16 protein-coding genes are annotated in these 18,073 nt (G+C 74.9%); 4 read left to right on the forward strand and 12 right to left on the reverse strand.

The window, feature by feature from the left end; translation table 11 throughout:
• The first annotated feature begins 48 nt into the window (after positions 1-48).
• Positions 49-873, forward strand: coding sequence for an alpha/beta hydrolase (locus tag ACI793_RS07630; protein WP_456605975.1), 825 nt, complete (start codon positions 49-51; stop codon positions 871-873).
• On the opposite strand, the gene ACI793_RS07635 is transcribed toward ACI793_RS07630, so the two are convergent.
• The 6 genes from ACI793_RS07635 to ACI793_RS07660 all read right to left on the reverse strand — a co-directional run bounded on the left by ACI793_RS07635 (position 860) and on the right by ACI793_RS07660 (position 7,730).
• Positions 860-3,463: a bifunctional FO biosynthesis protein CofGH gene (locus tag ACI793_RS07635; RefSeq protein WP_456605775.1), complete on the reverse strand. Its 2,604-nt coding sequence runs from the start codon at positions 3,461-3,463 to the stop codon at positions 860-862. The genes ACI793_RS07630 and ACI793_RS07635 overlap by 14 nt on opposite strands.
• 145 nt (positions 3,464-3,608) lie before the next feature.
• Positions 3,609-4,460 (reverse strand): ABC transporter permease, encoded by an 852-nt coding sequence (locus ACI793_RS07640; RefSeq protein WP_456605776.1) that lies wholly within the window; start codon positions 4,458-4,460, stop codon positions 3,609-3,611.
• Positions 4,457-5,317: an ABC transporter ATP-binding protein gene (locus ACI793_RS07645; RefSeq protein WP_456605777.1), complete on the reverse strand. Its 861-nt coding sequence runs from the start codon at positions 5,315-5,317 to the stop codon at positions 4,457-4,459. Before ACI793_RS07645 ends, ACI793_RS07640 begins: the two co-directional genes overlap by 4 nt.
• 134 nt (positions 5,318-5,451) lie before the next feature.
• A complete protein-coding gene (locus ACI793_RS07650; protein WP_456605778.1) occupies positions 5,452-6,540 on the reverse strand; it encodes a hypothetical protein in 1,089 nt (362 codons plus the stop codon).
• Positions 6,524-7,051: a sigma-70 family RNA polymerase sigma factor gene (locus ACI793_RS07655; protein ID WP_456605779.1), complete on the reverse strand. Its 528-nt coding sequence runs from the start codon at positions 7,049-7,051 to the stop codon at positions 6,524-6,526. Before ACI793_RS07655 ends, ACI793_RS07650 begins: the two co-directional genes overlap by 17 nt.
• Before the next feature lie 166 nt (positions 7,052-7,217).
• The gene (locus tag ACI793_RS07660) at positions 7,218-7,730 is read right to left on the reverse strand and encodes a flavin reductase family protein (protein ID WP_456605780.1); all 513 of its coding nucleotides are present in this window, start codon (positions 7,728-7,730) and stop codon (positions 7,218-7,220) included.
• 34 nt (positions 7,731-7,764) lie between these two features.
• Between ACI793_RS07660 and ACI793_RS07665 the strand changes: the two genes are divergently transcribed.
• Positions 7,765-9,195 carry a dihydrolipoyl dehydrogenase family protein gene (locus tag ACI793_RS07665; RefSeq protein ID WP_456605781.1) on the forward strand — a complete coding sequence of 477 codons (1,431 nt, stop codon included), beginning with the start codon at positions 7,765-7,767 and terminating at the stop codon, positions 9,193-9,195.
• A gap of 155 nt (positions 9,196-9,350) precedes the next feature.
• Here the strand turns inward: ACI793_RS07665 and ACI793_RS07670 are convergent, their stop codons facing one another.
• Together ACI793_RS07670 and ACI793_RS07675 are read right to left on the reverse strand one after the other, a co-directional pair.
• Complete coding sequence (locus ACI793_RS07670; protein ID WP_456605782.1) at positions 9,351-9,911, reverse strand: DUF2199 domain-containing protein; 561 nt, start codon at positions 9,909-9,911, stop codon at positions 9,351-9,353.
• A 209-nt stretch (positions 9,912-10,120) separates the two neighbouring features.
• Positions 10,121-10,906, reverse strand: a complete 786-nt coding sequence (locus tag ACI793_RS07675) for a transglutaminase-like domain-containing protein (protein ID WP_456605783.1) — start codon at positions 10,904-10,906, stop codon at positions 10,121-10,123.
• Positions 10,907-11,052: 146 nt separating this feature from the next.
• On the opposite strand from ACI793_RS07675, the gene ACI793_RS07680 reads away from it, so the two are divergent.
• Positions 11,053-11,850, forward strand: coding sequence for an SGNH/GDSL hydrolase family protein (locus ACI793_RS07680; RefSeq protein ID WP_456605784.1), 798 nt, complete (start codon positions 11,053-11,055; stop codon positions 11,848-11,850).
• 6 nt (positions 11,851-11,856) lie between these two features.
• Here ACI793_RS07680 and ACI793_RS07685 read toward each other — a convergent pair whose 3' ends face one another.
• Together ACI793_RS07685 and ACI793_RS07690 are read right to left on the reverse strand one after the other, a co-directional pair.
• On the reverse strand, positions 11,857-13,794 hold the full coding sequence (locus ACI793_RS07685; RefSeq protein ID WP_456605785.1) for a putative bifunctional diguanylate cyclase/phosphodiesterase: 1,938 nt from the start codon (positions 13,792-13,794) through the stop codon (positions 11,857-11,859).
• 189 nt (positions 13,795-13,983) lie between these two features.
• Positions 13,984-14,286, reverse strand: coding sequence for a DUF427 domain-containing protein (locus ACI793_RS07690; protein WP_456605786.1), 303 nt, complete (start codon positions 14,284-14,286; stop codon positions 13,984-13,986).
• Positions 14,287-14,396: 110 nt separating this feature from the next.
• Here ACI793_RS07690 and ACI793_RS07695 point away from each other — a divergent pair, with 110 nt between their 5' ends.
• Positions 14,397-15,428: an LLM class flavin-dependent oxidoreductase gene (locus ACI793_RS07695; protein ID WP_456605787.1), complete on the forward strand. Its 1,032-nt coding sequence runs from the start codon at positions 14,397-14,399 to the stop codon at positions 15,426-15,428.
• 84 nt (positions 15,429-15,512) lie between these two features.
• Here ACI793_RS07695 and nadC read toward each other — a convergent pair whose 3' ends face one another.
• Entirely contained in the window at positions 15,513-16,400 is an 888-nt protein-coding gene (nadC, locus tag ACI793_RS07700) for a carboxylating nicotinate-nucleotide diphosphorylase (RefSeq protein ID WP_456605788.1), read from the reverse strand.
• Entirely contained in the window at positions 16,397-18,073 is a 1,677-nt protein-coding gene (locus ACI793_RS07705) for an L-aspartate oxidase (protein ID WP_456605789.1), read from the reverse strand. The genes nadC and ACI793_RS07705 overlap by 4 nt, the downstream gene beginning before the upstream one ends.

Raw genomic sequence — 18,073 nt, forward strand, 5'->3', positions numbered from 1 at the left:
GGACGCTAGCGCTGGTCTCCCACGGACGGCAGGAGGGACCATCGCGTGATGCTGCGCAGGGCGGTCGTCGCTGCGGCCGTCGTCGTCCTGTTGTGCACTGCTCTGGTGGGCCTCTTCTGGGCGTTCCAGCGCCATCTCATCTACCTGCCGGACGCCGGGCCGGTCGCCCCGGCGGGCGAGGCCGTCCCGGGGGCGCGGGACGTGGTGCTCGAGACCGACGACGGCCTGCGCCTGGCCGGCTGGTTCGTCCCCGGCCGGACGCGGGACGCCCCCGGGGTACTGGTCGCCAACGGCAACGGCGGCCACCGGGGCATGCGGGCCCCGCTGGCGCGTGCGCTCGCCGAGGAGGGTCTCGCCGTCCTCCTCTTCGACTACCGCGGCTACGGCGGCAACCCGGGCACCCCGAGCGAGGCCGGCCTCGCGCTCGACGCCCGTGCGGCGCGGGCGTTCCTGCTGGACCGGGCGCAGGTCCCGCCCGACCGGCTCGTGTACTTCGGGGAGAGCCTCGGTGCGGCCGTCGCGGCCGAGCTGGCCGACGAGCACCCGCCTGCCGGGCTCGTGCTGCGCTCGCCTTTCGTCGACCTGGCCGCCGTGGGCCGGGAGCACTACCCGTTCCTCCCGGTCCGGGCGCTGCTGCGGGACCGCTACCCGGTGGCGGAGCTCGTCCGCCGGGTCGAGGTGCCCACGACCGTGGTGTACGGCGGCGGCGATTCGATCGTGCCGCCCGCGCAGAGTCGGGAGGTGGCCGACGCCGCGGCTCAGCTGCACCGGGTGGTGGAGGTGCCGGGTGCCGACCACAACGACCTCGTGCTGCTCTCCGGGGAGGAGGTGGTCTCGGCGGTGGTGGAGCTGGCCGCTCTCAGCGGGGGGTGATGGACAGGGTGAGCCGGGCGCGGCCCTCCTCGGAGCGCGCGGTCGCGAGCCGCTCGGCCGAGGGCGTGCCGTACTCCGTCGTCCGCTGGCGGGCGGGCCGGCCGATCGCGGCGGCCATGGCCTCCAGTTCCGCGATGGTCTTCAGCGAGCCGTTCTCGCTGCCGGCCATGCGGCTGATCGTCTCCTCCATGAGCGTGCCGCCGAGGTCGTTGGCCCCGCCCTGCAGCACGGCCTTGGTGCCGGCGTCGGCGAGCTTCACCCACGAGGTCTGGATGTTCGGGATCCGGCCGTGCAGCAGCAGCCGGGCGACGGCGTGGATGGCCCGGTTCTCGCGGACCGTGGGCCCGGGGCGGGCGACGCCGGCCAGGTAGATCGGCGAGTTGTGGTGCACGAAGGGCAGCAGCACGAACTCGCTGAAGCCGCCGGTGCGGTCCTGCAGTGCCGCGAGAGTGCGCAGGTGCCCGACCCAGTGCGCGGGGGTGTCGACGTGGCCGTACATCATCGTCGACGTCGTCGGCAGGCCCACCTGGTGCGCGGTGCCGATGATCTCCAGCCAGGTCGCCGTCGGCAGCTTGCCCTTGGTCAGCACCCAGCGGACGTCGTCGTCGAGGATCTCCGCCGCCGTGCCCGGGATCGAGTCGAGCCCGGCCTCCTTGAGCCCGGTGAGGAACTCGCGGAACGACAGCCCGGTGCGGGCGGCGCCGTTGACGATCTCCATGGGCGAGAAGGCGTGCAGGTGGATGCCCGGCTGCCGCTTCTTCACCTCCCGGGCGAGGTCGAAGTAGGCGGTGCCCGGCAGGTCGGGGTGGATGCCGCCCTGCATGCAGATCTCGGTGGCGCCGGCGGCCCACGCCTCGTCGACGCGGTCACCGACCTGCTCCATCGACAGCGTGTAGGCGTCGGCGTCGGTGCGCCGCTGGGCGAAGGCGCAGAACCGGCAGCCGGTGTAGCAGACGTTGGTGAAGTTGATGTTCCGGTTCACGACGTAGGTGACGTCGTCGCCGTTGACGTCGCGGCGGACCTGATCCGCCAGCGCCGCCAGTGCATCCAGGTCGGCACCGTCGGCACCCAGCAGCGCGAGGTACTCGGCGTCGGACAGCCCGGCCGGGTCGTTCTCGGCGTGCGCGAGAGCGGCGTGCACCTCCGGGTCGCCGACGGTCAGCGCGGTCGAGTGCCCGTCGCGGGCGCTCTCGGTGCGGTCGCGCAGCTCGGACCAGTCGCCGTAGACGGCGTCGAAGTCGCTGCGCCGGTCGCCGGTGCGGCCGACGGTGTCCACCTCGACGTGCAGGTCGACCCGGCCGGACGACGTCCACGACTCGTCCGGCTCCTGCCACGGCAGGCCCACCGGCAGCCCGCCCTCGACGGCGAGCCCGTCCGGGCCGGCCAGCGCGTCCACGTGCGGGCGGACCCGCGGGTCCAGCCAGGGCTCGGGCTGCAGCACGTACGGCGGCTGGGCGGCCAGCCGCTCGCGGAGCTCGAAGCCGGCGTCGGCGGACAGCTGCGCCAGCTTGTCGATGTTCGGCCAGGGCCGCTCGGGGTTGACGTGGTCAGGCGTGAGCGGGCTGACGCCGCCCCAGTCGTCGACGCCGGCGCGCAGCAGCAGACCGAGCTCGGTGGAGTCGGACAGGTTCGGGGGCGCCTGCACCCGCGCCTTCGGGCCGAGCAGCAGCCGGGTGACGGCCACCGCTGCGACGTACTCCTGCAGCTCCAGGTCGTCGTGCGCCTGCATCGCGGTGCGCGGCTTGGCCCGGAAGTTCTGGACGATCGTCTCCTGCACGTGCCCGTGCCGCTGCGCGGTGGCCCGGATCTGCAGGACGGCGTCGACCCGCTCGGCGTAGTCCTCGCCGATGCCGAGCAGCACGCCGGTGGTGAACGGGACGGCGGAGCGGCCGGCGTCCTCCAGGACCCGGAGCCGGAGCGCGGGCTCCTTGTCCGGGGAGCCGAAGTGCGGGCCGCCCGGCTCGGACCACAGCCGCGTCGCGGTGGTCTCGAGCATCATGCCCATCGAGGCCGACACCGGCTTGAGCCGCTGGATCTCCTCCCACGACAGCACGCCGGGGTTGAGGTGGGGCAGCAGCCCGGTCTCCTCGAGCACCCGGATCGCCATGGCGCGCAGGTAGCCCAGCGTGGAGTCGAAGCCGTGCGCCTCCAGCCACTCGGCGGCGACCGGCCAGCGGTCCTCGGGGCGGTCGCCGAGGGTGAACAGCGCTTCCTTGCACCCCATGGCGGCGCCGGCGCGGGCGATGTCGAGCACCTCGTCGGGGGAGAGGTAGGGCGCCTTGCCCTCGGCGCGCAGCTGCCCCGGCGTCGTGACGAACGTGCAGTAGTGGCAGCGGTCGCGGCACAGGTGGGTGAGCGGGATGAACACCTTGCGGCTGTAGGTGACGACGCCCGGCCGCCCGGCGCTGGCCAGACCCGCGTCGCGGACCCGCCCGGCGGCGGTGAGCAGGCGGTCCAGCGGTTCGCCCTCGCCCAGCCCGCGGGCATGCAGCAGGGTCTCGGCCTCGACGGCGTCGAGGGTCACGCCCCGCTCGGCGCGGGTCAGCGCGCGACGCAGGGCGGACTCGGTGGGTGCGGGCAGGGCGGTCATGAGGCCCCCGACGCTAGCCCGCGGAGGAGCACAGCGGGGGCCCCGCCCCGGCGATCCACCTCACCGGGCCTGCCCACATCGGCGATCTGGCCGCGAAGACGGCTCTGTGGCGACCAGATCGCCGATGTGGGCGAGCGGGCAGCGTTCAGAGGTCCCGGCGGGTGAACGACACCGCGGCCAGGCCCCACACCATCGCCACCCACAGCGCGGCCCAGGCCATGTAGGCCCAGGTCAGCGGGGCCACGCTCAGGAACGGGAACGCCTCGCCGTCGGCCCCGCCGAACTGGAGCAGCGCCGAGGGGTCCTGGAACCCGTGCATCGCGCCGCGCCACAGCCCGTCGGTGGGCAGCAGCATCCGCGACACCGAGCCGACGCGGGCGACGGCCTCGTTGTCCAGCGAGGCGCCGATGCCGCCCACGACGCCGGCCACCCAGGTGGTGCAGAACATGCCGACGGCGACGACCCCGGAGGCCATCGGCGAGATGACGGTCGAGAGCAGGACGGCGAGGGTGAGCAGCACGGTCGTCTGTGCGGCGAGCAGCGCCAGCGCGGCCGCCGGGTCGGGCGGCCAGTAGTCGACCGTCGCCCGGACGACGAGGATCTGCGCCAGACCGGCGAGGACGACGAAGACGCTGCCGAAGGTCACCAGCCCCAGCCACTTGCCCAGCAGGAACGCCGACCGCCGGATCGGCCGGGCCAGCACCGCCAGCGCGATGCCCGACTCGGTCTCACCCGCCAGCGTCGGGCCGGCGAGGAACGCGGTGCCCAGCGCGGCGATCAGGCTGTAGCCGAACATGACCAGGTTGAGCAGGATCGACGCCGTCAGCCGCGCCTCTCCGCTGGTCAGCGTGCCGCCGGACTCCGCGGCGAACCGGGAGAAGCCCCACCCGCTCAGCGCGAGCAGGACCAGGGTCAGGATCGCGAGCGCCAGCAGCACCCGGCGGCGGGCAGCCTCGCGCAGGGTGAGCCCCGCGACGGTCAGCACGACCCGGGTCACGAGCGCTCTCCCTCGGCTCCGTCGCGCAGGATGCCCAGCAGCCGCTCCTCGAGGCTGATCCGCCCCGGCTCGACCGCGTGCACCCGGACGCCGAGCGCCACCAGGTCACGCACCAGGTCGGGCACCGTCTCCTCGTCGTCGGCCGGGAAAGCCACGGTGAACCAGTCGCCCTCCCGCTCGACGCTTCCGGCCGCCGCCAGCCGCGTCCCGCCCGCCGGCGGCAGGCCGGTCAGGTGCAGCCGCACTTCGTGCTGGCCGAGCAGCTCCAGCAGCGAACCGGACGCCGCGACCCGGCCCCGATCCAGGATGACCACCCGGTCGCACACCCGCTCCACCTCGCCGATCAGGTGCGAGTTCAGCAGCACGGCGATGCCGCGCGACTTCAGCGACAGCACGATGTCGCGCACGTCGACCCGGCCCAGCGGGTCCAGCGCGCTGGTGGGTTCGTCGAGGACGACGAACTCCGGCCGGGCGACGAGGGCGACGGCGAGGCCGAGCCGCTGCTGCATGCCCTTGGAGAAACCGCCGACCCGGTCAGCGGCGCGGTCGCCGAGCCCGACCAGCTCCAGGGACTCGCGCTGCTCCCGCGCCGTCACGTCCATGCCCGAGAGCCGGACGTGCAGCTCCAGCACCTCGGCGGCGCTGAGCCAGGGCTGGTAGCGGAAGAGCTCGGGCAGGTAGCCGACGCGGGCCCGGGCGGCCGGCTCGGTGGCCGGCTGCCCGAGCAGCATCACCTCGCCGGCGTCGGGGCGCACCAGGCCCAGCAGCATCTTGATGACGGTCGTCTTGCCGGCGCCGTTCGGCCCGAGCAGGCCGACCACCTCCCCGCGGCCGACCTCCAGCGAGACCCCGTCCACGGCGGTGCGCCGGCCGTACCGCTTGCGCAGCCCCGTGCACCAGGCGGCGGCGGGCGGGGGCAGGTCGGCGACCAGCCGGGCCGCGTCCCGCAGGGCGTCGCCGCCGAGCGCCGCCCCGCCGGCCGCCGCGGTGCTCAGCGGAGCCCCCGGGCGACCTCGAGCACCTCGTCGGTGTCCAGGGGGCCGGCCACCACCGTCACCTCGCCGTCCTCGGCCCAGACCACGGCGGCCAGGGTCCGGTCCCGGGTGGCCAGCACCGTGGCCGGCTCGCCGTCCACGTCCTCGGTCGAGGTGGTGACCAGGTCCGAGGGCACCGGGAGCGGCAGGGTGGCGCCGTCCGCGGTGAACGTGCGCAGCTGGGCCGCGACGTCCTCGGGCAGCCCGGGCAGCGAGAGCAGGTAGTCGCGCACCGTCTCGAACGGCACGCCCGAGGAGAAGGCCGACGGCGCCACGGCGCGGCCCACGATCAGCCCGGGCGCACCCATCCCGCTCTGCCACACCTGGGCGACGCCGGGCCCGGCCACGAGCCGCACGGAGGCGCCGTCCAGGCCGGGCGGCGGAGGCGGCAGCGTCTCGCCCGCCTCGGCGGCGGCCTGCGCGGCGCGCGCGGTGGAGAAGGTGAACGTGGCGGTCACCTCACCCCCCACCTGGTACTCCGGCTCCCCGGTGATCCCGGGCGGCAGGGCGGCCACCTCGGGCACCTCCAGGCCGCTCTCCGCCGCCGCGGTGGCAGCGTCGGGCACCGAGCGCAGGTCGCCGTCGCCGGTGATCTCGACGTCGCCGTAGGCCGCCAGGTCGGGCAGGGCGATCAGGTCGGCGCTGCGCAGCCCGACCGCGGCGACCTCCTCGGTCCGGAAGATCTGCAGCCAGTCGTTGGCGGCCGCGGTGCCGGCACCGGCCAGGACGACGCCGAAGGCCAGCGCGGCGACGGCGGGGCGGCGCACCAGCTCCCCGAACCGGCCACGGCGGGCCGGCGCAGGAGACGTGGCGCGCGCCGGGGACGCCGACGTGTGCGCCGCGGCGGACAGCCGCACCCAGCCGGCCGGGACGTCGACGTCGGTGTCGGTGCGGAGCGCCGCGCCGACGAGGGCGGCGTCCTCCCGGGTGGCCGCGAGGGCGGCGAGGCAGTGCGGGCAGTCGGCGACGTGCCGGCGGTCGGTCTCGGCCACGCCGGCCGGCTCGTCGAGCAGTCGGCGCAGCACGCCGTCAGTGGGATGACGCATGACGGGTCAACTCCTTGCGCAGGGCGGATTCGGCGCGTCGCACGGTGGTGCCGACGCTGCCGGGGGACAGGTCCAGGGCGGCCGCTACCTCGGCGTAGCTCAGCCCGCTGTGCCGCAGCACCAGGGCGACGGCCTGCTTGTGGGGGAGCCGGGCGAGCGCGGCCCGGACGCGGCTGCGCTCCTCGAGCGTCACCACGTCCTCGGCGACGTCGGGCACGACGGGAGGGACGGCCGCGGCCGCGGTCTCCTCGTTGGTCGCCCGGCGGCGCCCGGAGCGGATCAGGTTGAGGGCGGTGTGCGCCGCGGCGACCGACAGCCACCCGCCCGCCTCGGATGCGGGCACCGAGGAGCGGTTGAAGGCGAGGAACACCTCCTGGGCGACATCCTCGGCCTGGTCGCGCGAGCCGAGCACGCGGGCGGCCACGGCGACGACCCGCTGGTACTCCCGGCGGAAGACGGCGTCGAGGTCGGAGCGCAGGGCGCCGCGGGGAGGTACATCGGGAACCGGCACGCCGTCCCTCCCTCCGATCCGCGTTACGACGCCGGCGGGCAGCGCCACGGCGAACGCCGGGACCGCCGGTCGGAGCGGGAGATGCCGCACGAGGTCCATGTCCAGGAAGCACCGCCGGGGCCCGGTTTGTGACACCGGGCCGCAGTCTGCCGTGCGGGACGCCCGTTCAGGCCCGGCCGGCGGCCGATCCACCCGGATCGACGTACCGGCCGCGGTGGCGCAGCAGCGGCACCGCGGACGGGTCGCCGGGCAGCACCTCGGTGACCTCCAGCAGGGCGAGCACGTGATCGCCGGCCTCGACCAGCCGGTCCAGCCGGCAGTCCAGCGCCGACAGGCCGCCGGCCAGCACGATCGCGCCGCTGCCCGGGGCGCGCGTCCACGGCACGGCCTCCAGCAGGTGCCTGGCGCTGGGCCGTCCGGCCGAGGAGAACCGGGAGGCGACGATGGCGTGCGGCGCCGCCAGCACGGTCAGCGCGCAGCTGCCGACCTCCTCGAGCACCTCGGCCGGGTAGCCGGAGGCGGTGAGGCCGACGGCGACCAGCGGGGGCGCGGCCGACACGCTCATCACCGAGCTGACCGTCGTCCCGACGTCGTCGATGCCGTCGCGCACGGTCAGCAGGCAGACCCCGGTGGCGTACGAGCCGAGGGCGGCGGCGAACTCGGCGGCGTCGAGCGGCATGCCGCCAGTCCAGCACACGGTCCAGGATGGCGGCATGAGCATCACGCGAGAGCGGACCTACGACGTCATCGTCCTCGGAGCGGGGTCGACCGGCGAGAACGTCGCGGACGTCGTGGTGAAGGGCGGGCTGTCCGCCGTCCTCGTGGAGAGCGAGCTCGTCGGCGGGGAGTGCTCGTACTGGGCCTGCATGCCGAGCAAGGCGCTGCTGCGCGGCACCGAGGTGCTGGCCGAGGCCCGCTCCGTCGACGGCGCGAAGCAGGCGGTGACCGGGGAGCAGGACGTCGCCGCGACCCTCGCGCGCCGCGACTCCTTCACCCACGACTGGGACGACTCGAGCCAGGTCGACTGGGTGGAGGGCACCGGCATCGATCTGGTCCGGGGCGCCGGGAGGCTGGCCGGTGAACGCACGGTCGTCGTCACCGACGCGGAGGGCGACGAGGTGCGGCTGACCGCTCGCGTCGCCGTCGCCGTCTGCACCGGCTCCGTGGGCAAGCTGCCGCCGGTCGACGGCCTGGCCGACGTCGCGCCGTGGGGTCCGCGCGAGGCGACCAGCGCCAAGGAGGCGCCGGCGCGGCTGCTGATCCTGGGCGGCGGCTACGTGGGCTGCGAGATGGCCACCGCGTGGCAGGCGCTGGGCTCGCAGGTCACCCTGCTGCAGCGCGGCGACCGGTTGCTGCCCCGGTCCGAGCCCCAGGCCGGCGATGCGGTGGCGGACGCACTGCGCGCGGCCGGCGCGGACGTGCGCTTCGGCACCGACGTCACCGCGGCGCGCCGGGAGGGCACCGAGGTGGTGCTGACGGCGGGGGACGAGGAGTACCGCGGCGACGAGGTGCTCGTCGCGATCGGCCGCGCCGCGCGCACCACCGACCTCGGCCTGGAGACCGTCGGACTGGAACCGGGGGAGTACCTGCCGGTCGACGACACGCTGCAGGTCCATGGGCTGTCGTGGCTCTACGGCGTCGGCGACGTCAACGGGCGCCAGCTGCTCACCCACATGGGCAAGTACCAGGCCCGCCAGGCCGCGACGGCGATCGTCGCCCGGGCCCGCGGCGAGCGGGTGGACGGTGCCCCGTGGTCACCGACGGCGGCGACCGCCGACCACGCCGCCACGCCGTCGGTGGTGTTCACCGATCCGCAGATCGCCAGCGTGGGCCGCACCGCTGCCGAGGCGCGCGAGGCCGGGCTGCCGCACCGGGTGGTCGAGTACCCGATCGGGAGCGTCGCGGGCGCGTCGCTGTTCGCCGACGGCTACACCGGGACGGCGGTCGCCGTCGTGGACACCGAGCGCGAGGTGCTGCTCGGCGTCACGTTCGTCGGCCGCGGGGTCGCCGAGCTGCTGCACGCCGCCACCATCGCCGTCGTCGGCGAGGTGCCGATCGCGCGGTTGTGGCACGCGGTGCCCGCCTATCCCACGATCAGCGAGATCTGGCTGCGGCTGCTGGAGACCTGGCGCGACGGCGACTGATCGACCCGGCGCGACCCGGCGACCTGTCGACTCGTCGACGTCAGGGGTGTGTGATACGGCAAATGGGGGTGACAGATGGGTCCATCTGGTCGAGCGATCTGTCACCGAAGTGGCTGAACTGGGCCGGCCGCGCAGATTCCGTAGCTCCGGGGGCGTCAGGCGGCGTGCAGCAGCTGTCCCACCCGCTGCACGAAGGCGTCGTGCGAGATGCCTTCACGCTGTTCCAAGGCCAGGGGATGACCGTTCTCGACCAGTTCGACGTGAGGGCGCAACCCCACCGGCTGGGTGTGCACCAGCGCCGGCAGACCCAACGTCGGTTCGTCGAACACCGGGATGTTGTTGGCCAGCGTTCCAGGCACCGGCGGCATCGACTCTCGGCCCTCGGTCTCCCACACCTCCGCCATCCGCACGATGTCCTCCTCGGACACCGAGACCCACACGCCGAACTCGAATGGCTCATCGAGGCCCGCGACGGGCACGCGGATGAGGCCCAAAACGAAGAACTGCTCGTCGTTGATGACGCAGGTGTCGCTGCCGAGCTCGCAGCCCTTGACCCTGCGGAGCTTCCGGGACCAGGCGTCCGGCCCCGGGATGTGGAACGCCTGCGGGATGTCCGAGTGCCACCGGCCGCAGCCCGTGCAGTGGAAGCCCTCGGCGGCGTCTCCAGGGGGAGCAGACGGAGCCGACCGTCCGGAACGACGTCGCAAGAACCTCACGCGGCGATGGTGCCCGACCGCTGGCGCTGACCAGTCGCCGCCCAGCCGCGTGTCGCTGCGCGCCCGACTCGGGGATGACCCCGAGCATCGCCCGCACCAGCAACCCAGGTCCGTTGGGTGCGGAGCGCCAACCCGCGCCCCTAGCGCCCCGGCCGCCCGGCCTCGGTCCGCTCAGAATGGACCCATCCCATCGCCCTCATTTGCCGTACTCAGGGGAGTGGGAACGGGGCGTCGTCGGGTGCGGGCAGCGGCCCGGCGGTGGTGGCGGTGACGGTCATGCCCTCGAAGCGGGCGACGCCGCCCAGCGTGGTGAGGAACGCGGTGTCGGCGGCGTCCCGGCCGGCGCAGATGCGGACCAGCGAGCGGGTGGGTGCCAGCCGGGTCGCGTCGATCACGCACCAGGTGCCGTCGACGTCGGCCTCCACGACGGCGTGGAAATCCATGGGATGCAGGCCCGGTGCGTAGACGGCGACCAGCCGGGCGGGGACCTCGAGCGCGCGCAGCAGGGTGATGGTCAGGTGCGCGTAGTCACGGCACACCCCCTGACCCAGGAGCAGGGTGTCGACGGCGGTGTCCACCGGGCGGCTCGATCCGGAGGTGTAGGTGAGCCGCCGGTGCACCCATGCCGCGACCGCCGGCACGAGCTCCGCTCGCGGCATGGTCGCGTCGAACTCGGCGTGCGCGAACCCCTCGAGCTGGTCCGATGGGCAGTAGCGGCTGGGCCGCAGCGCCAGGGCCCAGTCGGCGGGTGTGACCGGGCGCGGTGCGCCGCCGTCCTCGACCGACGCCGAGTAGGTGATGGTCGTGTCGCCCGGTCGAAGCTGGACCCGGTGGACCCGGGCGCCGTCGACCTCGAACTCGGCCGGCTCCAGGAACGTGCCGCCGGAGATCACCGTCAGCTGCTCGGTCACCGGCGCGGCCACGGCCACCTGCAGGAGCGCGGGCGCCGAGGCGGGCGAGGAGAGGGTCAGCGAGGCGGCGACGTCGATGCGCATGCGGGCATGGTGACTGCGGATCGGGCCTGCCGCTGACCGGCAACAGGACCGACGCGGGGTTCTTACGCGGCGTTCACCGGCGCTGTGCGCGACGGCACGTCGCCGGGCGGTCCGGAACGCCGCAGGTGCGTGATGGGGTGGGGGACGTGCAGTTCTCGCCCTCCTCCGCTCCCTGGCAGCGCTACATCGCCCTCGGCGACTCCTTCACCGAGGGGCTGAGCGACGCCGACCCGTCGCGCCCCGGGGAGTACCGCGGATGGGCCGACCGGCTCGCCCAGCACCTGGCCGCCGCCACCGAGGGCGACGTCGAGTACGCCAACCTCGCGATCCGCGGGCGGCTGCTGCGGCAGGTGGTGGCCGAGCAGGTGCCCGTCGCGCTGGAGGCGGCGCCCGACCTGGTCAGCCTCATCGCCGGCGGCAACGACCTCATGCGCCCCGGCGCGGATCCGGACGAGCTGGCCGCGACCCTGGAGGCCGCCGTCGTCGCCTTCCGGAACGCCGGCGCCGACGTGCTGCTGTCCACCGGCGTCGACACCCGCAACACCCCGATCCTGCGGCGGGCGCGCGGCAGGATCGCGGTGTTCAACGCGAACATCTGGTCGATCTCGGCACGGACCGGCGCCGCCGTCCTCGACCAGTGGGGTGCGGGCTGGGTCCAGGACTTCCGGCTGTGGGACACCGACCGCATCCACCTCACCGACGAGGGGCACCGCCGCATGGCCCTGGCCGCGGCCACCGCGCTGGGCGTGCCGGCCGGTGATGACGAGTGGCGCACCCCGTTGCCGCCGCAGCCGGCCCGCGCCCTCCGGGTCGCGGTGGCCGAGGAGGCGGCCTGGGTGCGCGGGTTCGTCGCGCCGTGGATCGGCCGGCGGCTGCGCGGCACGTCGTCCGGGGACGGCCGCGAGCCCAAGCGCCCCGTACCGCTCGCCCTCCCGCGGCCGTAGCCCGGGTCAGTCCTCGGGGTCGTCGGCGAACTGGTCGAACAGCCCGAACTTGCCGGTGTCGTCGGTGGCGAGCACCACGCGGCGCGGCGGCTCGGCGGCGGCCGTGCGGGGCTGGGGCACGATCGGCGTCTCCAGCGCGTCGGGCAGCAGTTCGCCGGCGACGTCCTCGGCCGGGGCCTGGGTCACCTCGCCGATGAGCACGTCCGCCGGGCTGGGCAGCGGAGCGGGCCGGCCGAAGGCGTAGCCCTGGGCCATGGCGCAGCCGTGGTCCAGCAGCCAGGCGGCCTGGTCCAGGTCCTCGATGCCCTCGGCGATGACCTGCAGTCCCATGCCGCGGCCCAGCTGCAGCAGCCCCTGCACGAGCGCTGCGGTCGCGGGCTCGGCCACGACGTCGGCGACGAACGAGCGGTCGATCTTGAGTGTGTGGATCGGCAGCCGGTGCAGCGCGGTGATGGCCGAGTAGCCGGTGCCGAAGTCGTCCAGCGCCAGGGTCACGCCCGCGTCGGTGACGACGGCGACCGCGTGCAGGGTGGCCTCGGCGGCGAACAGCGCCGTCGACTCGGTGATCTCCAGCTCCAGTCGCTCCGGAGCCAGGCCGGACTCCTCCAGCGCCGCCGCGACCAGCTCGCTGAAGCCGTCCTCGGCCAGGTGCCGGGCCGAGACGTTGACGTGCACGCGCAGCTCGTCGGGCCAGGTGACGGCGTCGTGGCAGGCGCGCCGCAGGACCCAGGCGCCCAGCTTGGAGGTCAGCCGGTTGTTCTCGGCGGCGTCGAGGAAGGCGCCCGGCGGGAGGAGCCCGCGGGTCGGGTGCTGCCAGCGGATGAGTGCCTCGTAGCCCAGCAGCGACTCGTCGGCCAGGTGCACGATCGGCTGGTAGAACAGCCGCAGCTCGTCGTTGTCCAGTGCGTGCCGCAGGTCGACCTCGAGCTGCAGCGCGTCGACGTCGCTGTCGCTGAGCGCCCCCTCGTGCACCTCGACCCGTGCACGGCTGCCGTCGGCCTTGGCCCGGTTGAGCGCGCTCTGCGCCTGGCGAAGCAGGTCGTCGGGCGTCAGATCGGAGCCGAGGGTCAGCCCGACGCTGGCCGACAGCGTGATCTCGCGGTCGAGCACCACGAACGGCTCGTCCAGGACGCCGAGCAGCCGTTCGGCCAGGGCGCGCAGCCCCTCGAGGTCCTCGACGTCCTCGGCGACGACGAGGAACTCATCAGCTCCCAGCCGCACGGCGGTGTCCTCGACGCGGGTGCTCCACCGCAGCCGGTCGGCGACCTGGCTGAGCAGCATGTCGCCGGCCTCGTGCCCGAGGGTGTCGTTCACCGCGCGGAACCGGTCGATGTTGAGGTGCACCAGACCGACCTGCAGGCCCCGGCGCCGGGAGAGCGCGACGGCGTGCCGCAGGCGGTCGGTGAGCGCGCGGCGGTTGGGCAGCCCGGTCAGGGGGTCGGTGAAGGCGCGCCGCACCAGGTCGTCCTCGGCCCGGCGGCGATCGGTGACGTCCACCAGGGAGAGGACGACGAACTGCGGGGTGCCGTTGTTGTGCCGGACGACCTCGTGGGCCTGCACGACCCAGAGCTCGGTGCCGTCGGAGCGGCGCAGCCGGCGCTCGCCGTCGAGCAGCAGGTTCGGGTCCAGCACGGGCTCGCCGGGCAGCGGGGCCAGGCCGAGGTCGCCGACCGGCGGGTCGTCGGGGTGGGCGAGCAGGTCGATGTGCCGGCCGGCCAGGTCGTCGGCGCTGCGCCCGGTCAGGGCGCACATGACCGGGTTGGCGACGAGGACGTGACCGTCGAGGTCGACGAGGGCCTTGGCGATCGGTGCGGAGAGGAACAGCGCCTGGAAGAGCTGGCCGCGGTCGGCCAGCAGCGTGTCGATGGCCCGCATGCGCTGCCGGGCAGCCGCGCTGGGCGTGCCGGTGGGCTGCCACGGCGTCTCGGAGGCGGGATGACTCACCGGGTCAGGGTTACGCATCGGAGGTGCCAAGTGACGGAACTCGTCCACGGAGAGTCGTAATCGTGCCGTCACCGTGTGTGAGAAGTGGGAGACTGCAGGCAGGATCTGCCGAAGGAGCGCCTCCACGTCCGGCAGATCGGACGGACGCGCCCGTCCCTGGGTGTCAGGGCCGGGACGTGGTCCCGCTCCTCAGTCGCCGACGGTGACGCCGGGGGAGAAGGCGACGTAGCCGGCGAAGTCGGTGCCCACCCGCTCCACGGCCGACGGCTTGAGGTCGGGGTAGCTCCAGGCGCCGTCCCGGGTCGTCCCGGACGGGGTGACGACGTCCCAGTACTGGGCCGCGCCCTTCCAGGGGCAGGTGTAGGCGGTCGGGCTCTCCGTGAGCGACCCGGCGACCACGGCGGACGGCGGGAAGTACCAGTTGCCCTCGATGCGGACGAGGTCGGACTCGGGGGCCTCGGCGATGACGCTGCCGTCGACGGTGGCGCGCATGGGGATCCCCTCCCTCTGGACCGCCCGGTGCGGTCGCTGCCGAGGGGAACGCTGCCGCGGGCCCGGGTCATCCCGGGAACACGGTGCGGCGCGGCGACGCTGGGTCGGGCGTGGACAAGAAGATCGGCTTCCTGAACTTCGGGCACTGGCAACCCATCCCGGGCTCGCAGGTGCGCACCGGCCGGGACGCGCTCGTGCAGACCGTCGAGCTGGCCGAGGCGGCCGAGGAGATCGGCCTGGACGGCGCCTACGTGCGGGTGCACCACTTCGCCCGGCAGCTCGCCTCGCCCTTCCCGCTGCTGGCCGCGATGGCCGCCCGCACCTCGCGCATCGAGCTGGGCACCGGCGTCATCGACATGCGGTACGAGAACCCGCTGTACATGGCCGAGGAGGCAGCCGCGGCCGACCTGATCAGCGACGGCCGGTTGCAGCTCGGCGTCAGCCGGGGATCACCGGAGACGGCGCTGCGCGGCTCGGAGGCCTTCGGCTACGTCCCCGGACCCGGCAGCGACGACGCCGAGCTGGCCCGCCAGAAGACCGCGCTCTTCCTGGCCGCCATCTCGGGTGAGCCGGTCGTGGACGCCGACCCGAAGATGACCGGCGGCCGCCCCGGCCGGCTGGCGGTCCAGCCGCAGTCGCCCGGCCTGGCCGAGCGCATCTGGTGGGGCTCGGGGACGAGGGCCACGGCCGAGTGGACGGGCCGCCAGGGGATGAACCTGATGAGCTCCACGCTGCTGGTCGAGGACACCGGCGTCCCCTTCGACGAGCTGCAGGCCGAGCAGATCGCCCGCTTCCGCGAGGCCTGGCGGGCGGCCGGCTGGGAGCGCGAGCCGCGGGTGTCGGTGAGCCGCAGCGTGCTGCCGATCGTCAGCGATCTCGACCGTCAGTACTTCGGCGGCGACCCCGGACAAGACCAGGTCGGCGTCCTGGAGGGCGTGCGGGCGCGGTTCGGGAAGAGCTACGTCGGCGAGCCCGACCGGCTCGCCGAGGACCTCGCCAAGGACGCCGCCGTCCGCGAGGCCGACAGCCTGCTGATCACGGTGCCCAACATGCTCGGCGTCGAGTTCAACGCCCGGCTGCTCGAGAACATCGTGCAGCACGTGGCCCCCGCGATCGGCTGGGTGCACCCCGACCAGCGCTGACCGGTTCGCGGCCGTTCGTGCACGAACTGCGCTCGTGCAGCGCCGGGGACGACAGCTCGTGCACGAACGGTGGGCGGGCCGGCTTCAGCGCAGGTCGAAACCCAGGTCGAGCACCGGGGCGCTGTGCGTGAGCGCGCCGACGGCCAGGTAGTCGACGCCGGTCGCGGCCACCTCGCGCGCCCGCGACAGGTCCAGCCCGCCGCTGGCCTCCAGCCGCACGCCGGTCCCGCGCACGAGCTCGACGGCGTCGCGGGTGTCGGCGGTGGAGAAGTTGTCCAGCAGGACCAGCTGCACGCCGGCCGCGATCGCCTCGCGCACCTGGTCGAGGGTGTCGCACTCGACCTCGAGCGGGATGTCCGGCGCCGTCGTCCGCACCGCCTGCACCGCCGCCGCGATGCCCCCGGCCGCGGCCACGTGGTTGTCCTTGACCAGCGCGGCGTCGCCCAGAGCCATCCGGTGGTTGACCCCGCCGCCGCTGCGCACCGCGTACTTCTCCATCGCCCGCAGGCCCGGCGTCGTCTTGCGGGTGTCGCGCACGGCCGCCCCGGTGCCCTCGATCGCGTCGGCCCACTGCCGGGTGAGCGAGGCGATGCCCGACAGATGGCAGATCAGGTTCAGCGCGGTCCGCTCCGCGGTGAGCAGCGAACGGGTCGGGCCGGTCACGGTGAGGACGGGCAGTCCCGGCTCCGTGACCGCGCCGTCGGCCTCGTGCACCAGGATGTCCACGGCGGGGCCGCCGACGAGGTCGAAGACGGCCGCGGCCACGTGCACCCCGGCGAGCACGCCGACGCTGCGCGGCGTGACGTCACCGGTGGCGACGGCGTCGGCCGGCACGGTGGACCCCGTCGTCACGTCGGGACCGAAGGCGAGGTCCTCGTCCAGGGCGGTACGGATCAGCCGCTCGACGGCGACGGGGTCGAGCCCGTCGGCCAGCAGCGCGGCCGCCAGCCCGTCGCGCAACGGGCCGGTCACGCGACCACCTGCTCGTCGGCGCCGGCCTGCACCGGCACGGTGCGCGTGCGCACGTGCCCGGTGCGGTCCAGCCGGTGCACCAGGCGGACCTGCCACTCCGGCCGGGTCTCCGGGGCGTCGAGCCGCCGGTGGCAGCCCCGGCTCTCGGGACGCCCGAGCGCGGCCGACGCGAGGAGGGTCGCCACGGTGTGCAGCGCCGTCGCCTCGACCGCGGCCAGGCCGAGCGGACCGGCGGCCCGGTCGACGGCGGCGAGCGTCCGGGTCAGCTCGCCGAGGCCGTGGGCGTCGCGGAGGACACCGGCGTGCCGGGTGGTCGCCGCGGTGATCGCGGCCCGAGCGGCCGGGTCGACCGCGTCGCCGCCGGTCGTGGGCGGGGCGATCCCGGCGAGCGCGGGCAGCTCGGCGGCGAGCAGCTCCGCGCAGCGGCGTGCCGCGACCAGCCCCTCGGTGATCGAGTTCGACGCCAGCCGGTTCGCACCCTGGACGCCGGTGCAGGCGACCTCGCCGACGGCGAAGAGGCCGGGCACCCCGGTCCGTCCGTCGAGGTCGGCGAGCACGCCCCCGCAGGCGTAGTGCGCGGCGGGCACGACCGGGACCGGCTGGTGCGCGAGGTCGAGGCCGGCGTCGCGGCAGGCCCGCACGATGCCCGGGAAGCGGTGCTCGAGGAACTCCGCACCCAGGTGCCGGGCGTCGAGGAAGACGTGGTCGGCGCCGGTGGCGCGGAGGGCGGCGGCGATGGTGGCCGAGACGACGTCGCGCGGCGCGAGGTCGGCCAGCGGGTGGGCGCCGGCCATGATCCGGTTCCCGTCCGCGTCGACCAGCACGGCGCCCTCGCCGCGCACCGCCTCGGAGACCAGCGGCTGCTGACCCCGCGCGCCGGCGCCGGTCCACAGCGCCGTCGGGTGGAACTGCACGAGCTCCACGTCTGCGATCTCGGCCCCGGCGCGCAGCGCGAGCGCCAGGCCGTCGCCGGTGGCGCCGGCCGGGTTGGTGGTGGCGGTGAACACCTGACCGAAGCCGCCGGTGGCCAGCACCACCGCGCGGGCGCGCAGGTCGGTGACGTCGGCGAGCGCGCCGTCGTCGGTGATGCGGGCGGTCCGCACTCCGGCGACGCCGCCGTCCGCGGCGTGCAGCGCATCCAGCGCGACGGTGTGCTCGAGCACCGCGATGCCGCGGGCCCGCAGCGCGGTGGCCAGCGTCCGCGTGACCTCGGCGCCGCTGGCATCGCCCCCGGCGTGCACGATCCGGTCGCGGCTGTGCCCGCCCTCGCGGGTGAGCGCGGGCCGGCCGGCGTCGTCCAGGTCGAGGCGGGCGCCGAGCTCCTGCAGCTCCGCGATCGCCCCGGGCGCCTCCGCGACCAGGGTCCGCACAGCGGGCTCGTCGCAGAGCCCGGCGCCGGCGACGAGGGTGTCGCGGACGTGCAGCTCGGCGTCGTCGTCGGCACCGAGCACGGCGGCCAGGCCGCCCTGGGCCCACGGCGTGCTGCCCGCACCGAGCTCGCCCTTGGTGACGACGGTGACCGCGCGCCCGGCCTCGGCCAGCGCAACAGCCGCCATCAGCCCGGCGGCACCGCTGCCCACGACCACGACGTCGGTGATCCGCTCCCGCTCGGCCGCCGGGAGGGGCAGCGCGGCGACGACTGTGGGCGCCAGCGTGGCGACCCGGTTCCGCAC

This window comes from Blastococcus sp. SYSU DS0617 (genome assembly GCF_054051075.1).

What these genes read in the sequence shown, in the direction of transcription:
- ACI793_RS07635 (WP_456605775.1), bottom strand. Translation starts at nt 3,463, where the DNA reads ATGACCGCCCTGCCCGCACCCACCGAGTCCGCCCTGCGTCGCGCGCTG.
- ACI793_RS07650 (WP_456605778.1), bottom strand. Translation starts at nt 6,540, where the DNA reads ATGCGTCATCCCACTGACGGCGTGCTGCGCCGACTGCTCGACGAGCCG.
- ACI793_RS07660 (WP_456605780.1), bottom strand. Translation starts at nt 7,730, where the DNA reads ATGCCGCTCGACGCCGCCGAGTTCGCCGCCGCCCTCGGCTCGTACGCC.
- ACI793_RS07665 (WP_456605781.1), top strand. Translation starts at nt 7,765, where the DNA reads ATGAGCATCACGCGAGAGCGGACCTACGACGTCATCGTCCTCGGAGCG.
- ACI793_RS07690 (WP_456605786.1), bottom strand. Translation starts at nt 14,286, where the DNA reads ATGCGCGCCACCGTCGACGGCAGCGTCATCGCCGAGGCCCCCGAGTCC.
- ACI793_RS07630 (WP_456605975.1), top strand. Translation starts at nt 49, where the DNA reads ATGCTGCGCAGGGCGGTCGTCGCTGCGGCCGTCGTCGTCCTGTTGTGC.
- ACI793_RS07675 (WP_456605783.1), bottom strand. Translation starts at nt 10,906, where the DNA reads ATGCGCATCGACGTCGCCGCCTCGCTGACCCTCTCCTCGCCCGCCTCG.